Origin of the sequence: Sulfitobacter sp. F26204, assembly GCF_026410305.1 — a bacterium.
In the GTDB taxonomy this organism is placed as follows: domain Bacteria; phylum Pseudomonadota; class Alphaproteobacteria; order Rhodobacterales; family Rhodobacteraceae; genus Sulfitobacter.
The window spans coordinates 49,908-68,753 of the sequence record NZ_JAPMLQ010000005.1; the positions used below are offsets into that span (position 1 = coordinate 49,908).

23 protein-coding genes are annotated in these 18,846 nt (G+C 56.0%); 22 read left to right on the forward strand and 1 reads right to left on the reverse strand.

Translation table 11 applies throughout. The annotated features are described in order from the left end of the window. Positions 1–57 precede the first annotated feature (57 nt). Genes gspG through gspD form a run of 5 tightly spaced genes read left to right on the forward strand, consistent with a single transcriptional unit; the run spans position 58 to position 4,207 of the window. Entirely contained in the window at positions 58–537 is a 480-nt protein-coding gene (gene gspG, locus OS190_RS13200) for a type II secretion system major pseudopilin GspG (RefSeq protein WP_323370707.1), read from the forward strand. Continuing rightward, the gene (locus tag OS190_RS13205; RefSeq protein WP_267159184.1) at positions 494–1,009 is read left to right on the forward strand and encodes a prepilin-type N-terminal cleavage/methylation domain-containing protein; all 516 of its coding nucleotides are present in this window, start codon (positions 494–496) and stop codon (positions 1,007–1,009) included. The genes gspG and OS190_RS13205 overlap by 44 nt, the downstream gene beginning before the upstream one ends. Then, positions 1,009–1,383, forward strand: coding sequence for a type II secretion system minor pseudopilin GspI (gene gspI / locus OS190_RS13210; protein WP_267159185.1), 375 nt, complete (start codon positions 1,009–1,011; stop codon positions 1,381–1,383). The genes OS190_RS13205 and gspI overlap by 1 nt, the downstream gene beginning before the upstream one ends. Further along, a complete protein-coding gene (locus tag OS190_RS13215; protein WP_267159186.1) occupies positions 1,380–2,264 on the forward strand; it encodes a type II secretion system protein N in 885 nt (294 codons plus the stop codon). Before gspI ends, OS190_RS13215 begins: the two co-directional genes overlap by 4 nt. A gap of 5 nt (positions 2,265–2,269) precedes the next feature. Continuing rightward, positions 2,270–4,207 carry a type II secretion system secretin GspD gene (gspD, locus tag OS190_RS13220; protein ID WP_267159187.1) on the forward strand — a complete coding sequence of 646 codons (1,938 nt, stop codon included), beginning with the start codon at positions 2,270–2,272 and terminating at the stop codon, positions 4,205–4,207. Here gspD and OS190_RS13225 read toward each other — a convergent pair. After that, a complete protein-coding gene (locus OS190_RS13225; protein WP_267159188.1) occupies positions 4,201–5,070 on the reverse strand; it encodes a DUF4198 domain-containing protein in 870 nt (289 codons plus the stop codon). The genes gspD and OS190_RS13225 overlap by 7 nt on opposite strands. Positions 5,071–5,371: 301 nt before the next feature. Between OS190_RS13225 and OS190_RS13230 the strand changes: the two genes are divergently transcribed. From OS190_RS13230 to OS190_RS13310, 17 genes are all read left to right on the forward strand, one after another. Continuing rightward, a complete protein-coding gene (locus OS190_RS13230) occupies positions 5,372–5,914 on the forward strand; it encodes a sigma-70 family RNA polymerase sigma factor (protein ID WP_267159189.1) in 543 nt (180 codons plus the stop codon). Continuing rightward, a complete protein-coding gene (locus OS190_RS13235) occupies positions 5,911–6,597 on the forward strand; it encodes an anti-sigma factor (RefSeq protein ID WP_267159190.1) in 687 nt (228 codons plus the stop codon). Before OS190_RS13230 ends, OS190_RS13235 begins: the two co-directional genes overlap by 4 nt. 428 nt (positions 6,598–7,025) lie before the next feature. Then, positions 7,026–7,700, forward strand: coding sequence for an acyl-homoserine-lactone synthase (locus OS190_RS13240; RefSeq protein WP_267159191.1), 675 nt, complete (start codon positions 7,026–7,028; stop codon positions 7,698–7,700). 22 nt (positions 7,701–7,722) lie between these two features. After that, positions 7,723–8,169, forward strand: coding sequence for a hypothetical protein (locus OS190_RS13245; protein WP_267159192.1), 447 nt, complete (start codon positions 7,723–7,725; stop codon positions 8,167–8,169). Then, a complete protein-coding gene (locus tag OS190_RS13250; RefSeq protein WP_267159193.1) occupies positions 8,166–8,606 on the forward strand; it encodes a 3-hydroxyacyl-ACP dehydratase FabZ family protein in 441 nt (146 codons plus the stop codon). Before OS190_RS13245 ends, OS190_RS13250 begins: the two co-directional genes overlap by 4 nt. A gap of 100 nt (positions 8,607–8,706) precedes the next feature. Then, the gene (locus OS190_RS13255) at positions 8,707–8,994 is read left to right on the forward strand and encodes an acyl carrier protein (RefSeq protein ID WP_267159194.1); all 288 of its coding nucleotides are present in this window, start codon (positions 8,707–8,709) and stop codon (positions 8,992–8,994) included. Then, positions 8,994–10,070 (forward strand): 3-oxoacyl-ACP synthase III family protein, encoded by a 1,077-nt coding sequence (locus OS190_RS13260; RefSeq protein WP_267159195.1) that lies wholly within the window; start codon positions 8,994–8,996, stop codon positions 10,068–10,070. Before OS190_RS13255 ends, OS190_RS13260 begins: the two co-directional genes overlap by 1 nt. A gap of 26 nt (positions 10,071–10,096) precedes the next feature. After that, the gene (locus OS190_RS13265) at positions 10,097–10,759 is read left to right on the forward strand and encodes a hypothetical protein (RefSeq protein WP_267159196.1); all 663 of its coding nucleotides are present in this window, start codon (positions 10,097–10,099) and stop codon (positions 10,757–10,759) included. A gap of 12 nt (positions 10,760–10,771) precedes the next feature. Beyond that, on the forward strand, positions 10,772–11,521 hold the full coding sequence (locus OS190_RS13270; protein ID WP_267159197.1) for an SDR family NAD(P)-dependent oxidoreductase: 750 nt from the start codon (positions 10,772–10,774) through the stop codon (positions 11,519–11,521). Continuing rightward, positions 11,518–13,932 (forward strand): beta-ketoacyl-[acyl-carrier-protein] synthase family protein, encoded by a 2,415-nt coding sequence (locus OS190_RS13275; RefSeq protein WP_267159198.1) that lies wholly within the window; start codon positions 11,518–11,520, stop codon positions 13,930–13,932. Before OS190_RS13270 ends, OS190_RS13275 begins: the two co-directional genes overlap by 4 nt. Next, on the forward strand, positions 13,929–14,399 hold the full coding sequence (locus tag OS190_RS13280) for an acyl-CoA thioesterase (protein ID WP_267159199.1): 471 nt from the start codon (positions 13,929–13,931) through the stop codon (positions 14,397–14,399). The genes OS190_RS13275 and OS190_RS13280 overlap by 4 nt, the downstream gene beginning before the upstream one ends. Then, positions 14,396–15,013, forward strand: a complete 618-nt coding sequence (locus tag OS190_RS13285) for a hypothetical protein (protein ID WP_267159200.1) — start codon at positions 14,396–14,398, stop codon at positions 15,011–15,013. The genes OS190_RS13280 and OS190_RS13285 overlap by 4 nt, the downstream gene beginning before the upstream one ends. Further along, positions 15,000–15,725, forward strand: a complete 726-nt coding sequence (locus OS190_RS13290; protein ID WP_267159201.1) for an ABC transporter ATP-binding protein — start codon at positions 15,000–15,002, stop codon at positions 15,723–15,725. Before OS190_RS13285 ends, OS190_RS13290 begins: the two co-directional genes overlap by 14 nt. After that, the gene (locus OS190_RS13295; RefSeq protein WP_267159202.1) at positions 15,722–16,936 is read left to right on the forward strand and encodes an ABC transporter permease; all 1,215 of its coding nucleotides are present in this window, start codon (positions 15,722–15,724) and stop codon (positions 16,934–16,936) included. Before OS190_RS13290 ends, OS190_RS13295 begins: the two co-directional genes overlap by 4 nt. Then, positions 16,929–17,669, forward strand: a complete 741-nt coding sequence (locus OS190_RS13300; RefSeq protein ID WP_267159203.1) for an outer membrane lipoprotein-sorting protein — start codon at positions 16,929–16,931, stop codon at positions 17,667–17,669. Before OS190_RS13295 ends, OS190_RS13300 begins: the two co-directional genes overlap by 8 nt. 3 nt (positions 17,670–17,672) lie before the next feature. After that, positions 17,673–18,290, forward strand: a complete 618-nt coding sequence (locus OS190_RS13305) for a 4'-phosphopantetheinyl transferase family protein (protein ID WP_267159204.1) — start codon at positions 17,673–17,675, stop codon at positions 18,288–18,290. A gap of 51 nt (positions 18,291–18,341) precedes the next feature. Then, positions 18,342–18,842, forward strand: a complete 501-nt coding sequence (locus OS190_RS13310; protein ID WP_267159205.1) for a hypothetical protein — start codon at positions 18,342–18,344, stop codon at positions 18,840–18,842. Positions 18,843–18,846: the final 4 nt, after the last annotated feature.

Consider the following 18,846-nt stretch of genomic DNA (forward strand, 5'->3'; position numbering starts at 1 on the left):
TCCTGTCTGGTGACGACGACACTACATTACTAACGGTGCAGACAGGAAAAGAGTTTCATGATGTTGAATAAACCTGCAGTTGGCAAACGCAAAAAGCGACGTGACGCGCAGGCCGGTGTGACGCTGATCGAGATGATGGTGGTTTTGGTCATTATCGCTGTGGTCGCCGCCATGGTGGTACCAAGTGTGATCGGCCGCCCTGACGAGGCGCGCGTGACTGTCGCGCAAAGTGATCTGCGCTCCATCGCGGGTGCCCTTGAAATCTACCGGCTTGATAACCGGACCTATCCGACGACTGCACAGGGTTTGTCCGCATTGGTCAACCGCCCGACAGTACCGCCAGAGCCGGTGAGTTGGGCCTCTGACGGCTATCTCAGTGTCATGCCGCAAGACCCGTGGGGCACCCCTTATGTTTATCGCTCTCCGGGACAAAGCGGGCAATTCGATCTGATCACTTTGGGTGCTGACGGCCAACCCGGCGGGGAAGGTGTGAATGCCGACATTGCCTTTGGCAATAGGCAAGCCGCCAATGGGTAAAGAGCGGATCACGGACAGTGGCGTCACCTTGATCGAAGTACTTGTCGTACTGGCACTGATCGGTGTGAGCGCCGGTATTGTGACCTATGCCCTGCCGTCCGGCGCAGGAACCCGCACGCTCGATCAGGAAGCCGCGCTGCTTGCATCGCGCCTGAATATCGCCGCCGAGCGCAGTTTGGTCGGCGGGCATCAGTACCGGTTGGACTGGACCGCTGCAGGGTACAATTTTGCGCAGTGGCGAGACTCCGCATGGCACAAAGCATCAACTGCCCCCCTGAACCAGGATCACACATTGACGGGTAGCACCCTGTTGACTGACCGCGACGGCAGGCGACAAGGTGATCTGCGGATAACGCCGGATTTGCTGCCTGCGCCGCAAGGCGGTAGCAGATTGCAGTTGGAGGCCGGTATGTTTCGTCGGGTGGTGCTCTTTGACGGTGCGGCCGCCAATATCTTGCAGGAGGAGCGTTGATGGACAACCACAGCCGCGACGCGGGGTTTACATTGATCGAAACGCTTGTTGCTCTCGCGGTTTTGGCGATCGGATCCATGACGTTGATGACGGGTGTAGAACGTCACGCGGCAGGCACAAGAGGGTTATCAGATCGCGTTGTAGCACGGTGGGTGGCAGAAAATGCGCTGGCGGCCACAACATTGGGCATCACGGTTGATCCACGCTGGACCGTGGCGCTTGGGGTGGAATGGTCCGTCACACAAGAAGCCCGTCCCTTGACCGGGTCCGGCTTGCATGCGGTCACGGTACAGGTGGCGGATGCCGCAGCCGGAGCCAATGCCTCTCTTGTGTCATTGACGGGTTACCTTGCCCTGATGGGGGCGGTGCAATGACATCCGGGCGACTATGGCTGCTTACCCTATTTGTCGGTCTGGGCTTGCTTGCCTCACTGGTCTTTGCTGCATTGCGGCTTGGCTGGCATGCGGGAGGTTATACCGGCCTGCTGCCTTTGGAGGTGTCCGTGCCGCCTGCCGATCAAGTGGAAGATACCCCTCATGACATCAACACGATCCTTGCATTGGCACCTTTTGGACAGACCCCCGCGCCGGATCAAGTTTCGCAAGCCGGCTCATCAGCAATGAAATCTGACGTAGCACTGCGCGGCGTTTTGGTCGATCCTGATCCAGCGCAATCGCGCGCTTTTATCCTGGTAAATGGCAGCACAGCGGTCGTTCGCATCGGAGAAACGGTGCAAGCCGCCGAACTTGTTGCAATCAATTCGGATACGATCACACTCAAACATGCAGACGGCCTGCTTGTTATAGGGTTTGACGGTATCGAAAACGGCAACGACCCGTTGACGCAGACGGCCGAACCCACGGTCGAGGACAACAACGATCCCTTTGCCAGGCTGGCAGCGGCCATCGTTCCCGGACAGGGATCTATTGATTTACGCGAGGCACCCCCGCCGGAAACGACGGATGAATATATCGACCTGTGGCGTGACCGGATCACCCAGAATCCACAGGCGGCAATGGATGCGGTTGGTGTCGAATTGGTGGAAAACGGTTATCGTATCAATGCAGAGCCCAACATTGGTGTCACTTTGGCTGGGCTAAGGCCCGGCGATGTGGTAACGCGGTTGAACGGTCAAGCCGTTGGTGATCTGGATCAGGATCGCGCCCTATATGATACCGTGGCTGCATCGGGCATCGCGCGTTTGGAAGTGGTGAGGGACGGGCAAGCATTGTTGCTGACGTTCCCGTTGAGGTAGTGAGCTTGGAAACCAGAAAAATCTGCAGATTTGTTGCCCATCTCTTGCTTCTGGCATGGTTGTTGCCGACGGCGCTTGCGGCACAGCTTGCCCCGCTCAACGATACAGATGCCGATTTTACCATCAATCTGCGCAATGCTGAAATCTCTGTATTGGCTGAACAGGTATCAGAGATCACGCAACGCACTTTGGTCATCAATCCCGGGCTGACCGGCGATGTCACCGTCATTTCCGCGCAACCCTTGACCCAAGCGGGTGTTTGGTCGCTGTTTCAGTCCATGCTGCGGGTGCGCGGCTTTGTAGCGGTCGAAGCCGGTGTCATCTGGGAAATCGTGCCTGAAACGCAATCAATCGCCAAAGGCGGCACCACTCCGCCGGGAGGGCGCGGCGGGGATCAGGATGTCATCACCAAGTTGGTACCGCTCGACCGCCTCCCCTCTGCCGAGGCAGTTCGGGTTTTGCGCCCGCTTGTCGCGCAGACGGGATACATCGAAGCACTGACAGATCCCAACGCGATCATCATCACCGATACACAGGCCAATGTGGACCGCATCGTCAACATCGCCCGCACCTTCGACACCCCCGAAGAACAACGTACCGAAGTCATCCGGTTCAACTTTGCCGAAGCTGATACCGTAGCCCAGGCCATGTCCGACGTTCTGGGCACATCCGGCACAGGCGCAAGAATCTCGGTTGATACCGCCTCGAACCTGCTGCTCGTACGCGGTACAGAGCGCGACATCAGCCAGATAAGACAGCTGGCGCGCGATCTGGATGTTGCCCCGCGCAATAACCCACAGGTAGAAAAGCGCACGCATCTGTACGCGCTGAAATTCGGCGATGCCGAAATCGTGGCCGAGATCGTTGCCAATACACTGCAAGGTGGCACCGACATTGTTAACCCCGTCGCCGATGCGGTAGAGGGCGAAGGTGCCCCCCTGCCCTCTGGACCGGCGCCCGAAGTATCGGTTCAAGCCTCGACAGAGACCAATTCGATCGTCATCCGCGGCACCGCACGCCAGATTCAGGAAGCCTCCAACCTGATTGCAGCGCTTGATCAGCGCCCGGCCCAGGTCATGATCGAGGCAGCCATTGTAGAAGTCTCGGGTGAAGTCGCAGAACGCCTTGGCGTGCAGCTTGGCCTTGGGGACAACATCCCGCGTGGCGGGATCGCGGCCACATCGTTCAGCAACGGTGGCACATCGCTGGGCAATGTCCTTAGTGCACTTGGCGTCAGCCAGGCAGCCGGTCTTGCCAGCGGTCTGACTTTGGGCGGTTCCGCGGACAATTTCGGCATCCTGGTGCAAGCGCTCTCGCAATCGACGCAGGCGAACCTTTTATCCACACCGTCGATCACCACCACAGACAACAAACCCGCAACAATTGTCGTAGGCCAGAACGTACCGTTTCGCACCGGATCATTCGCCACTGATGGCAATACAGCCACACCATTTACCACCATCGAGCGGCGCGATGTGGGCATCACAATGCAAGTGCTGCCGCGCGTTACCTCCAATGGGATCGTGCGATTGGACATCTCGCAGGAAGTTTCAAGCCTTGTCGATGCGAATGTCGAGGGGGCTGCGGACTTGATCACCAACCGCCGTGTGATTGAAACAACCGTTCAGGCCCAGGACGGTGGAACTGTTGTCCTTGGCGGGCTGATCACTGACGACAATAGTTCCGTCAATGGAAAGGTGCCAGGCCTTGGCGATGCGCCGATAATCGGCGGGCTGTTCCGTTCGCGCAGCAAGAACCAGACGCGCCGCACCCTGTTTGTCTTTATGCGCCCTACGGTGATCGACAGTCAGCACAAGGCCAGTACCGTTGCACGCCGCCAGTTTCAAAAAATTCGCAAGGCAGACGCCTCTGAGCCGCCACGGAGCCTGTTGAAAGAACGCAAGGTGGAGCGTTTGCCGTTGGAAATTAACGGGCTTTATTGAGCATCGGGCGTTCGAAACGTGAGCGATGCCCAAAGGGATTCCCAAATTGCCCCACGGGTTTCTGCGACAACTTCACGCGCTGGTTCGCGCAGCAATACTGAATCAACAAGATAGATGCGCCCAGCAACCTGCTTGAACGAAACCTCGCCGTTCCCGTCAGTTTGCAAATAGTTTTCAGTGACCTCACCCGACGCCTGTCGGGCGAATACTGTCACTCGATTATTTACCAGAGGTGCCCCCTGATAAAGCAGTTGAAAACGCAGGTCCTGATCAAGTGGCGTGCGATAGGGATTAGTGAGCGCGACGATTTCCAATTCCAGACCCCGCGCTGCATCCTGACCCTGTCCCGTTCCAACGGCAATCAACGCTTTGGCAAACCGTGAATAGGCCTCTTTGATCGGTGCCTGTGGCAGGCCGCGTGCGGCATGGGCGTCCAAAATTGCCTGATGGCCCTTTTCAGTAACGAAACTGGCGAATTTTTCGTGCTCCTTGTAGGTAATCGTGCTCAACCCGGATTGATAAAGTAGGGTCACCAACCCATCCTCTGTCGCAGCCGTTCTGAGCGCAGGTACATCCCCCAGACGACCAACGATCGGTTCCATATCTGCACCCTGCCATTTTTCCGCGCGTAGCGTTGCCTTGTCATTCCACGACAGTTTGATCCCCTTGAGGTTCTGGCCGTTCAATATCTGTCCAGCGACTTCCGAACCGACGTTTATCGTCCACTGTGCCGGTTCGATCCAGACCTCATGCGCTTTTGCTGGAGCTACATTCAAGGCAATGGCCGCGATCAAGGCGATACAGACTTTGTGCATTTTCAATGGCTTTCTTTTCAGGTTCAGATCAAAATCGAATTCGGGCAAGGCGGCTTTACTCCCGCGGACCGTGTTATTCGGTATTGATGAAGATACGTGGCCCAAAGCCATCGAGTTTCAAGGAAAGCGCCAGCCAACTTCACTTTGCTCAAATGGGCGTGTGATCAAAAGCGGCAATTACCGTCAGCATGGGGCTTCTGATACATTTTTGGCGCTTTGATGCCCCTTGTGAACAGGGAATTTGGGTAAATGCTTTATATTCGCATGACAGGTTGCGAAACCGCACTATATCCTGATCCATACAAAAGCACTGCAACAAAGCCCAGTTATTAAAGGTCCCAACTGCCCCATGACCACCAGAGATGAAATCGAAGATCTGATTGCCAGGGTCAGTCTGGGCGACCGCAAGGCTTTTTCTGCTTTGTATGAGGCGACTTCGGCGAAACTCTTTGGCGTCTGTCTTCGTATCTTGAATAACCGTGCAGAAGCGGAGGAGACACTACAAGAAGCCTTTGTGAGGATTTGGCAGAAGTCGGGTAGCTATGCCGCAAACGGGTATAGCCCGATGACCTGGCTCATCACTTTGACGCGTAATCTCGCGATTGACAAACTGCGCACCAGAAAAGGACGCACTTTCGATATAGATGAAATGTACGACCTCAGCGATGACAAACCCGGGCCCGAAGCTCAGGCCATCGCAACATCGGAGCGTGCACAGATAGATGCCTGTATGGCCGAACTGGAGCAAGAAAAAGCAACCGCAGTGAAATCTGCTTACCTTGAAGGCTATAGCTATCAGGAACTGGCAACTCGGTACGATGTGCCGCTAAATACAATGCGAACCTGGCTGCGCCGCAGTCTGATAAAATTGAAAGAATGTCTGACTCGATGACCCCGCAAGAAGATCATAGCAACGACGACGCCCTTGCGGGTGAATATGCGCTGCATCTTCTTGATGCGGAGGAACGCCAAGCCTTTGAAGACCGCATGGTGACGGACTCCCGCTTGCTAGAACGCGTGAGGGACTGGGACCACCATTTTGCTGCAATGGCGGAAAGTTTTACGCCTGTAGTGCCGTCTTCCGACATCAAGGTGCGTATCGACGACAGGTTATTCGGAACTGCAGGCGACAAACCCGGGTCAAGATGGCGCTGGTTCACCAGCTTCGGACTGGGCGCGACTGTCGCATTGATTGCCATCATCGCCGTCCTGTCCTTTGTCAATCCGCCCCCTGCAGAACCTGCCTTCACAGCACAGGTTGCAGCCGAAGATGCATCGCTGGTTGTTGTCGCAAATTATTTCCCGCAAACAGGTAGGTTGCAGATCGACCGACTGGTCGGAGCAGCGGCTGATGGCCGTGCACTCGAATTGTGGCTGATCGCCGAGGGTGCCTCTGCACCGGTATCACTTGGCCTGCTTTCAGCCGATGCCGTGACGGCACTGCAAGTCAATTCGAGTCTCGCGCCACAAATTGCCGGTGCTACCTTGGCAATCAGTGACGAACCTTCCGGCGGATCCCCGACCGGCGCGCCAACGGGCGATGTCCTTGCCGTGGGTCAAGTCAGCGAAATCTGAGGATCGGTTGAATGACCCTGTCATTTTGCTGTGAACCTGTGGTGATGCGCGGGCTGGTAACAGGCCTTTACCTGATTAAACGTCAAAGGAATTGACCGCACCACGGGTTTCCCAAACCTCTCAACCAGCGTCCCTGCGGGTGCCTTTGGCATTTTGATCCTGTTTGCTTTCCTGCTGTGTGTAAGGGAACTGCAGTTTTCGCCTATTCCTGAGCCGCTATTAGGCAAGATTTAGACAAGACTTATCCGAAAATGCACCTGTTTCTAAGGGCATGTGAAACGGTCCTTGACTGAGACGCTGGCACGGCTCAGGCGGTGCATCCGGACCCCCTCAATTGCGCGTATCCATTCCGGTACCTCAATGTGCGGGAATATGCCGACCCCTATTTTGAACCCTATACCTCTCCTCAACAAAAGGGAGAGAAACAGATGTTCACAACGATCCAGCCACACCAGACAGCCCAGAATAGGGACCTGCTGATCAAGGCCATGAAGCTGCGCAAGCAGGTGTTTGCAGACCAGTTAAAATGGAATGTGCCGGTCCAGGACGACATGGAATATGACATCTATGACATGATGGGTGCGTCCTATGTTGTCTGGTGCTCTGAGGATCGTGAAACCATGTATGGCATGGTGCGTCTGATGGTCACGACCGGGCCGACATTGCTCCATGATGTGTTCCATGCCACCCACGATAGCAGCACCGATCTGATTGCGGATGATGTCTGGGAAGGCACCCGCATGTGCATCAACGAAACCGCGATCCAGCGTGATTTTGGTCTTGACGCGTCACAAGCCTTCAACCGCCTGTTTCTGGGTCTTGCCGAGGCTGCAAATGCTTTGGGCATTCGAAAGCTGGTCTCGAACTTTGAGGCCTGCATGAGCCGGATCTACCGTCGCGCCGGGCTTCGCTATGACCTGCATGGCAAGGCGGATGGCTATGGGGAAAAACCGGTTTTTTGTGCCTCCTTTGAGGTGACCCCCGCAGTGATTGCACAGATGCAGCAAAAGATCGGTATCCCGTTCCCCCTGTTCCGCCAGCCCGAAGGTTTCCTGCGTGCCGTTGGCATCGATCAACCTCGGTCCCCGCGCCTTGCGGCCTGATTTCTGGAGTGAAGGAAAAACCATGACCTTGACTGCCTCTTCCCCGCCCACTCTGGATCAACTGAACACGATGATCGGCGAACTGCGCCAGACCTTGCCTTTTCTTTACGTCGATAAAGTCTGTGCAGTATCCGATGACCTTACCGAGATTCTGGGCGCTGTGACCTTTGCCCATCCGGAGCGTTACCTGCCGCCCTCTCGCAATCCTCTGTTGATCGAGGCACTTGCGCAATTGTCGAGTTTGTTGCTGCGCAACTTTACCAATTCACGCGCCGGAGGTGTCCTGGCTTCGGTCGAGGATGCCAGATGGTTGGGTACACTTGACCCCCATACACCCGCGGAACTCTCAGTTCGGATACACAAGATTTCATTTCCACTTTTTTCGCTGACCGGAACGGTGCGCCAAAACGGCGAGATCCTTTCAATTGTCGATTTTACCACCCGATCCAACGCCGGAGACCCCCAATGAATGCCCCCATTCTTTCGCTGCTGCGTCAGCGTCCGCCCTTCCTTTTTGTCAACTCATATGAGCCGCTACCGGACGGTGGGATTGAAACGATTTACCATGTGTCCGGTGCAGAGCCTTTTTTTGAAGGCCATTTCCCCGGAGAGCCGGTCTTTCCAGGGGTGCTCATCATCGAAGCAATGGCACAGGCAGCGCGGGTGGCATTGGCCCATCAGTTCGGCGAACGCAAAGCGGGTCTTATGGCCGGAGTCAGCAAAGCCCGATTTACCAAGCCGGTAATTCCGCCGCAGGACCTGCGGATTCGCGCGGTGTTGCTGGACACGGATCAGACACTGACCACCGGTTTTGCCAATGCGAAATGCACCGCGTTCATCGGTCGCCAACGTGCGGCGCGTGCTGATGTTCAACTCTCCATTCGTGAGGCCGCCACCGCGGCCTGACGAAGACCCCCGCCCACCCTTCAACCGCAACCTTTAACCCTTAAACCACCTGGGTCGTGCCGGCCCGAAATAAACTCAACCAACAGTTAGGACAAAATTCATGACCAAATCTATTGCTGACATCCTGAAAGAAGACGTTCTGTATACCGGCCTTGAACTGGGCGATCTCGGGATCGATCTGGAAGAAATCACCGACACTGTCACCATCATCGGAGATGACGGTCTGGCCTTGGACAGCGTCGATGCTCTGGAAATCGTTTCTCTGTTGAAGCGGCATTTCAACATTGATGTCGAAGCCCCCAACAAAGAGTTCTTCGAAGATCACCTTGGCACCTTTGACCGACTTGTTTCCTTTGTCGAGCGTTCTGCCCAGAAGGTGGCCGCATAATGATACGCCCCGTACCAGAGACCGCATTGATCACCGGTACGGGCCGGTATCTTCCGGGGGAGCCGGTCGGATCTGACCAGCTTTCCCAGGCGATGCCGACCCTACCCATTGACATGTTTCACCAGTACTTTGGTGTGGATACCCGCCATTATGTACTGGACCCCGCAACAGGGGCACGCCGCAAGGTCACTGCAGAAAATGGTGATGAGGTCGAACTCACCACCACAGAAATGGGCGCGCTGGCCGCTTTGGTTGCGCTGAAATCTGCCGGCCTCGTGGCGCAGGATGTGGACGCGATTATCACCAATTCCACCACACCCGATGGGATGTTGCCGCCCTTTGCGCTGCAACTGCAACGACGTCTGAACATTGAAAATGCACAGTTACTCGATGTACGCGGCGGATGTTCAGCCTCCATTCAGGCACTGAATGTGGCGCAGATGTTGGTGGCAACTGGCAAGGCACGAAATGTGCTGATCGTCAGTTCGGAATGCACGAGCCAATATTATCTCAAGAAGCTGCGCGAAATGGAGGAGCCGCGTTTTAACGATGTTGTAAACGGATTGCTTTTTGCAGATGGCGCGAGTGCCGTCGTGGTCGAGGCGTCTTCGGTTGCGAAAGAGCGCGACAAGGACGGATTTATCATTGGATATTCCGGCACGCAGTCCTGCTTTGCCGATCACAAGGCAGGCTTTTCGCTCCACACCAAATCAGATGGCCGGATCGAGACCCGTCATAACCACAAAGCCATCAGCGCCACGCTGCCCATGGTTGTCGCCCGTGGCTATGAAGAACTGTCAAAGCACACAGGCCGCGGCCCGGGTGAATTTGATGTCACGATCATACCGCAGGTCAACAAGTCAATGGTGGATCTAGTTTCCGATGCGGGCAGTTCTCCCGAGGAATTGGGCTTTTGCTATTACGGCAATGAAACTGGCAACATTCCTGCAGCAGCCATGTTCATGGCCCTGGATTTCGCGCGCGAGCGCGGGCGTATCAAACCCGGCGACAAAATCGGGATTCTCTCCATTGAAACAACCTCTTGGAACTATGCGGTTGCTGAGCTGGCTGCCTGATCCTCAATCTAAAAGGACCCTTATCCATGTCTGTTAAAACTGTAATTGTCATTGGGGAGACCGGCACGCTGAAAGCCTGCCAGATCGCCAGTCTAAAAGCCCAGGGCCACAAGGTCATTGAATTCGACGCCGATGTCAAAGCGGTTGACCTGAACGCCTGTCGTGATCTGATCGAAGGTGAGCTGCGGGTCATTTTCACCCCCTATATGCATGACGAAATGGCATTGCTGGACGCCGACACATCCGCCCTGATCGCAATGGTCGGAAAAAAGACCAAGGCGTTCCTGACACAGGCCCAGGCCGCTTTGCAATTGTTGATGGGTCGTGGCGGCGGCCAGTTCTGGGTTGCCGACTTTGATGACAGCTTTGCCTATCATCTGGAAACCCCCTGTGCGCCAATCTGTGCGCAGGCCCGGGCCGGGGCAGTACGATCGCTTGCCAAAGAGTACTCTCGGATGAAAATTTCGGTCAATTCGATGTTGGTACAACCGGTTTCCGACCCCAGCACGGCTTCGATGTTTCGTAAAGCCTCGGCCGAATTGAAGTCATATGCCATGCGCTACAAGCCCAATGACGCAGGCGCTGTGGCCGATATGCTGACCGATTTTGTCGGCACTGGGAAACTGCAGTTTTCAGGAAACATCATCGGAACCGGCACGGGTATCGTGCAGGGCCACCTCACTTCATAAGGGAGAAAACGAATGTCTGAGGCATTTCTAAAGGACCGCGTCTGCATTGTGACAGGCGGCACCCGTGGCATTGGGCGCGCAATTGCCGAATATCTGGCCCGAAACGGTGCGAAACTTGCTGTGACCTATCGTGGCGACGAAACCGCTGCGCAAGCAACCCGCACAGCCTTGGCCGAAACAGGAGCCGAAGCGCTGGTTCTGCAATCTGACCTGACCAGTTCCGAAGGCGCGAAAACACTATTGGGTGTTGTTCAGGATCGCTTTGGTCGGTTGGACGCCTTGATCAACAACGCAGGCCGGACCTTTGATGGGGCTTTTGCCGCGCTGGAACTGGCGGATTACGAACCTGTTGTCGATACCAATCTGTTGGGCACAATACGTCTGGCACTAGCGGCGGTGCCGATGCTGCGCAAGACACGCGGCAATATTGTGAACCTTTCCTCGCTCGCAGCTGTATCCGGCAAAGAGGGTCAGGTTGTCTATTCCACCACCAAGGGCGGAATCAACGGCATGACCCGCATGTTGGCGCGGCATCTGGGCACGGATGGCATACGCGTCAATTCAATCGCGCCGGGCTTCATTCGCACTGACATGGTCAATGAGCTTCCGGAAAGCGCCTATTCCCACATTCTCGACAGCACTGCCCTGCGCGACATGGGCAATCCCGAGGATGTGGCCAAGACTGCTGCCTTTCTGGCGTCAGAGATGTCGAGCTACGTGAATGGTTCGGTGATCCGTATCGATGGGGGATTCCACAGATGACTTTGAATACAAACAACCAAACCTTCCAACAAGCGCAGAACAGTGCACAAGAAGTGTTCCTGCCTTTCGAAGCGGCACAGTGTCGCCCGGTTCTGTCCGGTATCGGTGTCGTCACGCCAGTTGCCGATGATCTGGACCGCCTGTGTGATCAGGCATTGTCCGGCAAGAACGCCTTTCGCAAGATCGATCGATTTGACACCGACTGGTGTGAAACCGATCTGGCCTGTGCTTTTGATCTGGCTGATGACGCCAATTCAATGCCAGACAGCATGCGCCGTTCTTGGATGGACCGGGCTGTGTGGTATCTTCTCGATGCGCTTGATCGTGCACTTGATGATGCTGGCCTGGATCTGAAATCTTATGATCCCGAACGCGTGGCGATTGTTCTGGGCACTTCCCATTCAGGACTCGTCACCACAGAGGATCTGTTCGAAGCCTCGCGCGACAAGACACTTGCACAGACCGATCCGCGGCGCGTTCTGGCGATTCCGGCGAGCCACATCTGTTCCGCTGTTGCAGCTGCAACCGGCGCAAAGGGCGTACGCCGCACGATCTCTTCTGCTTGTGCCTCCTCTACCGGGGCGATGGGTTCGGCGGCTGATCTGATCCGTTCCGGCCGGGCAGATGTCGTAATAACGGGGGGAACCGATACTGTTTCGTTGGCGGTACTGGCAGGATTCAACAGCCTGCGGGCCTTGGCTGCGGATGGCTGTTCGCCCTTTGGCACCAATCCCGGAATAACATTAGGCGAAGGTGCCGGGGTGTTCATCCTGGAACGTCTTGACCAGGCTGCAGAGCGTGGTGCGGGGGTACAGGCGGAAATACTGGGGTATGCGCTATCCGGAGATGCCCATCATGCAACCGCACCGGATGATGATGGCGACGGCATCGCGCGTGTTCTGAATGCTGCATTGGCAAACGCGGGCGTCGCTCCGGATGAGGTGGATTACCTTTCTGCCCATGGCACCGGCACGGATGCAAACGACGTTGCCGAAAGCCGCGCCACCGCTGCGATCTTTGGCAATAGAGTGCCTCTTTCCACGCCCAAATCCATCTTTGGTCACACATTGGGGGCCAGTGGTGTGATCGAAACAGCCTTGACCTTGGGTGCTGCAGGAAGAGGCATGATCCCCCCGACTCTGGGCTTTAGCGGTTTGCGCGCAGGCTGCGAAGACCTTGACTTTGTACCAAACGCGCCCCGTGCCAGACAGGTCGATACCTTTGTGTGCAACAACTATGGCTTTGGAGGGAACAATGCCTCTGTGGTGTTGCAGCGATCTGTGTCGCGCAAGGTGCGCGGCGCATCTGCAAAACAGAGACAAAACCGCGTTTTTATCTCCGGCAAAAGCACGGTGAACGCCTCAGGACGGGTCGGTTCAGAAGATCTGGTGAACATGATGTTCGCGCAGGATGAACCCCAAAACACTATCTACAAAGTTACGGATGATCGCCTGCCCAAGGCGTTCAAGCGACAGATCGGGCGAACCTCGCCGATGGTGAAATTTGCAGTTTCGGCCACGGGTGAGGCTTTGGACCGGGCAGGATTGAGCGACGACCTGCGGACGGAAACCGGATTGATCTATTCCGTTGTGACCAGCGCGCAAAAATCTACCGAAAAATACATGGAATCCATTGCAATCGATGGTCCCGGCTTTGCCAGCGCAACCCAGTTTCCCAACACAACCAACAATGCGCCTGCAGGCCAAGTTTCAATCGCCTATGGACTGAAAGGGTACAACACGACGCTCTGTGGTTCGGCGGGGGGTATGGGTTATGCCATCGAACTGATTGCCAATGGACGTCAGGACCGCGTGATCAGCGCAGCAGCGGATGAACACACCGACCTGTTGGATCAGTTCTATGATCATGCGGGCCTCTTGGCGGGGGAACCTGTGACACCTTTTGACGATCAACCGGGCATCAATTTTGGTGAAGGTGCGGCGGCTATTCTCTTTGAAAGCGAGGCATCCCTGACAAAGCGGCAGACCGCACCAATGGCCGAGATAACCGGCTGGTCCGAAGGACAGGATGGCACCTATCTGGGTATTGGCCGCAAGGGTGCAGCACTGACCCGTGCCATTGACGCGGCATTGCTGCAGGCAGGATTGGGCGATGCAGATGTTGATCTTGTCGTCGCGGGGGGCACCGGACCGGGCTATTTCGCCAAGGCGGAATTGACGGCGCTCGCGCGTTTCGATGAGGCTCAGGTCAAACGGCTTAGCCCTGTGACAGGAAACGGATATGGCCCGGCACATACCCCGATTGCCATTCTTGGCGCTGGGGCAAGTGCTGTGGCCGAAGCCTGTCTGCCCGATCACAGCCGACCGCATAACGTCCTGTGTGCTGGTCTGGACATTACAGGCGTGGCCTTTGCCGCCGTGGTCAGCCGCATTGCGGAGGACCTGACATGAGCCCAGTTCACGAGGTGAAAAACCTAGGCCGTCTGTCCCAGGCGTTTCCGATCGAGCCAATGCCCTTCAAGGTCGTCTATGCCGATACTGACGCGATGGGCGTAGTCTATCACGCACGATACCTGGACATCGCGGAACGCAGCCGTACAGAATTCGTCGCCTCTGCGGGCATTGATCTGGGTCAGATTGAGGCAGAACACGGCATCTGGTTGCTGGTAAACCGTGTCCGCGCTGACTACCGCCGACCCGTATTGCTGCATGAAACGGCGATGGTGACGACGCAGGTGCTGAAATCTGGTGCCAGTCAAGTGTGGTGGCGATCTCAACTGCATGTAGGCGCGCATCTGGCAGCCAATATCGACGTGGCAACAGCCTGTTTCGACACCAAAACCAAAGAGCCCTGCGTCATGCCTGCGGACCTGGCGGCGCGGATCGCAACGCTCACTCAACCAACGGAGCCATCATGAATTTAGTGACCTCAACACGCGCGCTCTTGCTCACAGCTCTCTTGACCGGCGCTACGCCGACATTCGCAAAGGATACCAATTACATGACTCTCAGCACCCAATATGCAACCGCTGTCGAGGAGCGCGGGGACGCGGTGAAGCGCGCCCTTGGCTCTGCCGAGGCAATGCTGAAATCCAACGCCAGTGACGCCGTGGCGCTGGCTTACAAGGGCAGTTTGTTGACCATGGTGGGGGGCGACGCCTTGATGCCGTGGAACAAGTTGAAATATGTGAACGTCGGACTGGAATTGCTGGACGAGGCCGTGGCCAGTTCGACCGGCGCACCTTCGCACGGGTTGGACCCGGAGCTGGAAATCCTGATGGTTGCCGGTTTCACCAACGCACGCCTGCCCGCGATGTTCAAACGTGAACCCTTGGCCCGTCAGATCATCTCAAGACTGCTTGAGCATCCCCGGTTTGATGACCTGGCACCCGAGCTGCGCGCCCAGGCACTGTCGATCGCAGCGGCCTATGCCAATAAGGACGGCAACGGGGAATCCGCGAAAATTCTGCTGGAACGTGCCAAAACGGCAAACGCCAAGGTAGCGCAGAGTGTGTTCGATGAACGCTCATAGTTCATGTGCCCCCAGTGATGTTGGGCCGATAGGTACAACATTCCCCCTGCTGGCCCTCACCGAGATCAAAAAAGGTTTTGGTGAAGGCGAAGGTCGGGTTCAGGCCCTGGATGGCATTACCTTGCACATTCAGTCAGGCGAATTTTGCGCACTCAGTGGCCCGTCGGGCAGTGGCAAAAGTACCTTGTTGAATATTCTTGGATTGTTGGACCAGGCTGATAGCGGGTCATATTTTTTTGACGGTCAAACGCTGAAGGGCGCATCCGAAAAAACCGTGCGTAGCCTGCGCCAGAAACATTTTGGTTTCGTCTTCCAAAGTTTCAATCTGGTACAAACCCTGAGTGCTGTCGAAAATGTTGAAATGGCGCTTTTCCATGCGCCCATGAAGGCGGGCGTGAAACGAAAACAGGCCTCCGAGATGCTTGACCTCGTGGGATTAGGCGAGCGGTTGAACCACCGCCCTAACCAGTTGTCAGGGGGACAACAGCAACGTGTGGCTGTGGCACGTGCGCTGGTCCGCCAGCCACGTCTGGTGTTTGCGGATGAACCCACCGCAAATCTGGATGCGGCTTCGGCTTTTGGGCTGATGGATTTGATGGATGACATGCGCAGACAGATCGGCACCAGCTTCATCACCTCGACACATGACAATCGCCTGATGGATCGGTTCAGCCGCATTATCTCGCTTGAAGATGGGAGAATTTTACCATGAAATGGTTTGCTCATGCCCTGCGCAATGTGTTGCGCAACCGGCGACGGACGTTGATGGCCAGTACCGTTGTAGCCATCGGAACGACGGCGATGGCCATGACACTATGCTTTATGTTGGCGACATTCTTTGGCCTTGGTGAAAGCACGATCCGTGCTGATGTCGGACATATCCAGATTACGACCCCCGGTAGTTTCGATGCCGACACGGACATCGCCAACGGCCTGACCCCTACAGATCAAGACCACATCGCACAGGTTCTCGCAGGGACAGAGGGTGTCAGGTTCTCCATGCGGCGCATCCTGTTTGATGGACTGACGTCCAAAGGTGAAAGCACCATTGCCATTGTGGGACGTGGTGTGGAACCGCTACAGGAAATGCGTTTGTCCGGCATTTTTGCCCCGATCACCCGAGGCCAGCTCATGTCCGTGGAAGGCACTCATTTCGAGGCCCTGATTGGCGAAAGACTGGCGCAGAAGCTTGAATGGGCACCGCGCGAATTGCTGACTCTTGTGGGCACTACAGAAAGTGGTTCGATCAATGCTGTGGATGTGCTGAGCACCGGTGCCTACAGTACCGGCGTCCCTGAAAAAGACGCCCGTGCCGTGATGGTGCCCCTGCATGTGGCAGCGGCCTTGCTGGACACGGAAAACGTGAGTCGCGTGGTGGTCGTGCTGGACGACACGGCAGATACCGACCTTGTACGGACCAGACTGCAATCGGCCTTGCCAGAACTTGAGGTGCGGGACTGGCGGCAGCTTGACCCTTTCTACGAACAGGTTGTGACGCTTTATTCCAACATCTTTGGGATCCTGTGCCTGATCATCGTCTTGGTTGTTTTGATGTCTGTATCAAACACCATGATGATGACAGTGATGGAACGCATCCGCGAAATCGGCACCCTTCGGGCCATCGGGTTCTCAAAATTCGAAATGCGCATTGGGTTTTCTATCGAAGGGGCGCTGATTGGATTGATGGGGGCGCTGATTGGTCTGGCACTGGCGGCGGTACTTTCATTTGCCATCAATGTCGCAGGTGTCGAAATGCCCCCAGCACCGGGGCGCACCGCACCCTACCCGCTGATCTTCTTTATTGACCTTCGGATCTATGCCGGTGTGGCGATGGTGATGGTGCTGAGTGGCGTGCTTGGCGTTATCTGGCCCTCGCGCAAAGGCACATCCTTGCCGATCGTGGAAGCTTTGGGCCATGATTAAGTATCTGTTTTCTCTTGTGCTGACCTGTATGTTGCTGGCTCAACCCGGCCAGGCGCAACACATATGGACCAAGGTCGAAATCCAATCGCTTTTGAAACGTGCAGATGCCTATCGCATGCCGCTGGAACAAGGGCGCGTCCTGGCCGGGATCACCTTGGTCAAGAACGGCATTCGCAGCCGCACCCTGCCAATGCGGATAGAATTTTCAGCCAAGCGCGAACGCCGGATCGAGACACTTGGCGGGGCGCGCAAGGGTCAACGGGTGTTGCTAACACCAGAAGGCTACTGGCTCTATATGACAGGCATCAAGCAGCCGGTGCGGCTGAACCGGCTACAACGCGTTTTGGGACAGGCCAGCTTTGGCGATATTGGCAATCTGCGATTTGCCGAGGATTACCAGGCACAGAACTGGAATGAAGAGAATGGATTGATCCGAATAGTTCTGGCTGCTCATATGCAGGGTCAGGTGGTCGATAACATCACCCTTTGGATCGATCCACAAACCGGGGCACCTGTCCGTGCCTCTCTCCTATTTCCCAGCGGCAAGACGTTCAAGATTCTGAATTTTGATCCGCCACAGCCAACGCCGGCCGGTGCAATGATCCTGAGCACAAGATTTGTGGACCCTACCCAGGCAGATGTCTTTACGGAACTGACCTATGCGCCGCCTGAATCCACCGGATTTGCGCCAACATATTTTACCCCGACAGCCCTTGTAGCCGAAAAGGAATAGTAGATGACCGCACACCAATCTGAATTTGTCGTCGATAGTCACCAACAATCAGGCGGACTTCATTTGATATATGACGCCCAAAGTGGCCACCGCCCTTCGGCACGCAGGCGTCTGGTTGGGGCGGTGGAGCGCACATTTGAAAAATTCGGCTGGCAATCCTTGCGCTTGCCCAGTGGCAAACGGTTATGTGCCGCGCTGGATGGCAGTCCGGTCCCGCCTGTGTCGATCAGCTATAGCGGGCCCTTTGCCTTGATCGCTGTCAGTTCCGACTGGCGTTCGATCGGCGTTGATCTGGAACTGACCCGCACGAGCAGGCTCATGCGGTATGACATCATCGAGGCAGAATACCTCGATCAACGATCACCCGATCCTATGGCGACCTTTGTGCGCGCCGAAGCCTGGGCCAAGGCGCTGGAATATGGCTTTGCCTTTGGTCCGTCGTTTTTCTTCAAGGGCAGCACAGAACCAGGTGCCCGTGATGGCGGCAAAAGGGTGGATGATCTGGATTTGGGGTCTTTGGATCTGAACTTTGACGGATTTCCCCACAGATTGCAGGCCGCCGCCTGTGTCGATATTGCTGCGCCCCCCCTGTCAATACACTCATTTGTTCGGATTGAGTGACTACCATCCTTTTGCGAAAACACGGTTACACCAACCTGAAAGGACGTTTTCATGTTTCTTGCCATCATCTTTGGAACCCCGATCTGGGTTTGGCCCTTGCTGGCTTTCTTGATCGGTTATGGCATCCGTGCCAGCCGGGATCGCGATACCTCTGTCTGGCCTGTCTATCTTGTGCCATTGCTGGGTCTGATCACGCTCAAGACAATCATCACCGCCCCGGGCGGACAATCCGTCTGGATCGCATATGTGGCGGCATATGCCCTTGCTGCGGTAGCGGGATTTGGTCTGCAGCGGCGCTGGCTGGTTGAAAAACACGATCGCCGTGTAACCTTGAAAGGTGAATGGCTGACCTTTGCTGTCGTGATGATCCTCTTCTGGAGCAACTTTGCCTATGGCGTTACCCGCGCCATTGCACCGGATGTGATCACCCAGGTTTCCAACCAGGTCGTATATGCCGTTGTGGTTGCCTTTGCTTCAGGCAGTCTGCTGGGGCGCGCATTACAGGTGGCTCTTGCACCCTCGGCCGCCATGTCACCGGTCCCTGCCGAATAACCTG

What these genes read in the sequence shown, in the direction of transcription:
- gspG (WP_323370707.1), top strand. Translation starts at nt 58, where the DNA reads ATGATGTTGAATAAACCTGCAGTTGGCAAACGCAAAAAGCGACGTGAC.
- OS190_RS13205 (WP_267159184.1), top strand. Translation starts at nt 494, where the DNA reads ATGCCGACATTGCCTTTGGCAATAGGCAAGCCGCCAATGGGTAAAGAG.
- gspI (WP_267159185.1), top strand. Translation starts at nt 1,009, where the DNA reads ATGGACAACCACAGCCGCGACGCGGGGTTTACATTGATCGAAACGCTT.
- OS190_RS13215 (WP_267159186.1), top strand. Translation starts at nt 1,380, where the DNA reads ATGACATCCGGGCGACTATGGCTGCTTACCCTATTTGTCGGTCTGGGC.
- OS190_RS13230 (WP_267159189.1), top strand. Translation starts at nt 5,372, where the DNA reads ATGACCACCAGAGATGAAATCGAAGATCTGATTGCCAGGGTCAGTCTG.
- OS190_RS13235 (WP_267159190.1), top strand. Translation starts at nt 5,911, where the DNA reads ATGACCCCGCAAGAAGATCATAGCAACGACGACGCCCTTGCGGGTGAA.
- OS190_RS13240 (WP_267159191.1), top strand. Translation starts at nt 7,026, where the DNA reads ATGTTCACAACGATCCAGCCACACCAGACAGCCCAGAATAGGGACCTG.
- OS190_RS13245 (WP_267159192.1), top strand. Translation starts at nt 7,723, where the DNA reads ATGACCTTGACTGCCTCTTCCCCGCCCACTCTGGATCAACTGAACACG.
- OS190_RS13250 (WP_267159193.1), top strand. Translation starts at nt 8,166, where the DNA reads ATGAATGCCCCCATTCTTTCGCTGCTGCGTCAGCGTCCGCCCTTCCTT.
- OS190_RS13255 (WP_267159194.1), top strand. Translation starts at nt 8,707, where the DNA reads ATGACCAAATCTATTGCTGACATCCTGAAAGAAGACGTTCTGTATACC.
- OS190_RS13260 (WP_267159195.1), top strand. Translation starts at nt 8,994, where the DNA reads ATGATACGCCCCGTACCAGAGACCGCATTGATCACCGGTACGGGCCGG.
- OS190_RS13265 (WP_267159196.1), top strand. Translation starts at nt 10,097, where the DNA reads ATGTCTGTTAAAACTGTAATTGTCATTGGGGAGACCGGCACGCTGAAA.
- OS190_RS13270 (WP_267159197.1), top strand. Translation starts at nt 10,772, where the DNA reads ATGTCTGAGGCATTTCTAAAGGACCGCGTCTGCATTGTGACAGGCGGC.
- OS190_RS13275 (WP_267159198.1), top strand. Translation starts at nt 11,518, where the DNA reads ATGACTTTGAATACAAACAACCAAACCTTCCAACAAGCGCAGAACAGT.
- OS190_RS13280 (WP_267159199.1), top strand. Translation starts at nt 13,929, where the DNA reads ATGAGCCCAGTTCACGAGGTGAAAAACCTAGGCCGTCTGTCCCAGGCG.
- OS190_RS13285 (WP_267159200.1), top strand. Translation starts at nt 14,396, where the DNA reads ATGAATTTAGTGACCTCAACACGCGCGCTCTTGCTCACAGCTCTCTTG.
- OS190_RS13290 (WP_267159201.1), top strand. Translation starts at nt 15,000, where the DNA reads ATGAACGCTCATAGTTCATGTGCCCCCAGTGATGTTGGGCCGATAGGT.
- OS190_RS13295 (WP_267159202.1), top strand. Translation starts at nt 15,722, where the DNA reads ATGAAATGGTTTGCTCATGCCCTGCGCAATGTGTTGCGCAACCGGCGA.
- OS190_RS13300 (WP_267159203.1), top strand. Translation starts at nt 16,929, where the DNA reads ATGATTAAGTATCTGTTTTCTCTTGTGCTGACCTGTATGTTGCTGGCT.
- OS190_RS13305 (WP_267159204.1), top strand. Translation starts at nt 17,673, where the DNA reads ATGACCGCACACCAATCTGAATTTGTCGTCGATAGTCACCAACAATCA.
- OS190_RS13310 (WP_267159205.1), top strand. Translation starts at nt 18,342, where the DNA reads ATGTTTCTTGCCATCATCTTTGGAACCCCGATCTGGGTTTGGCCCTTG.